This is a genomic window from Pelomonas sp. CA6 (assembly GCF_022549225.1).
GTDB lineage: Bacteria > Pseudomonadota > Gammaproteobacteria > Burkholderiales > Burkholderiaceae_C > Roseateles.
In genome coordinates this window covers 1-1040 of the sequence record NZ_JAKZFD010000038.1, presented here as the reverse complement: position 1 = coordinate 1040, position 1040 = coordinate 1, and the positions used below count along the sequence as shown (strand labels likewise).

Annotated in this window: 1 protein-coding gene; it reads right to left on the bottom strand. The window is 72.8% G+C overall.

The features are described 5' to 3' along the window. On the bottom strand, positions 1-1040 hold a 1040-nt coding region (locus LZ017_RS21760), incomplete at both ends, for a non-ribosomal peptide synthetase (protein ID WP_241399027.1).

The window sequence follows — 1040 nt, the reverse complement described above, 5'->3', positions numbered from 1 at the left end:
TGCGCCAGGCTGGGCGCGCTGAACAAGGCGCGCACGTCGCTGGCCAGGCCCGCCTGGCGCATGCGCTCGATCAGCGTCACCGCCAGCAGCGAATGCCCGCCCAGCTCGAAGAAGTTGTCGTGCCGGCCCACGCGCGGCAGTTGCAGCACCTCGGCCCACAGCGCGGCCAGCTGCGCTTCCAGCGCGCCTTGCGGCGCCTCGTAGTCGCGCTCGGTGTGATCCGGCGCCGGCAGCGCGCGGCGGTCCAGCTTGCCATTGGGCGTCACCGGCAGCGCGTCCAGGCGCACGAAGGCGCTGGGCACCATGTAGGCCGGCAGCTCCTGCTCCAGCGCCGCGCGCAGCGTGTCAACGTCCAACGCTTCAGCGCCGACCACATAGGCCACCAGGCGCTTGTGCCCCGGCTCGTCCTCGCGCGCCAGCACCACCGCCTCGCGCACGCCCGGCTGGGCGAGCAGCCTGGCCTCGATCTCGCCCAGCTCGATGCGGTAGCCGCGCAGCTTGACCTGGTGGTCGTTGCGCCCCACGTACTCCAGCACCCCGTCCTCGCGCCAGCGCACCAGGTCGCCGCTGCGGTACATCCGCGCCTCGCCGCCCACGAAGGGATCGGCCATGAAGCGCTCCTGCGTCAGCTCCGGCCGGCCCAGGTAGCCCCGCGCCACGCCCTCGCCGCCGATGTACAGCTCGCCCACCACGCCGGGCGGCACCAGTCGGCGCTGGCCGTCCAGCACATACAGCCTCGTGTTGGCCATCGCCCGGCCGATCGCGCGCCACTCGTCGGCGCCATCGCTCGGTTCATGGAAGCTCGCGTTGACCGTGGTCTCGGTCGGGCCATAGGCGTTGAGCAGCGTCGGCCGGTGGCCGTCGCGCTGCCACCAGCGCGCCAGCGCGCGCGGGTTCATCGCCTCGCCACCGACGATGATCAGCCGCAGGCTCTCGGCGATGGGCTCGTCCTGCTGGATCAGCTGGTCCCAGAACTGCAGCGGCAGATCGGCCACGCTGATGCCGTGCTCGCGGCAGCGCTGCCAGAAGGCCGGCGCCCC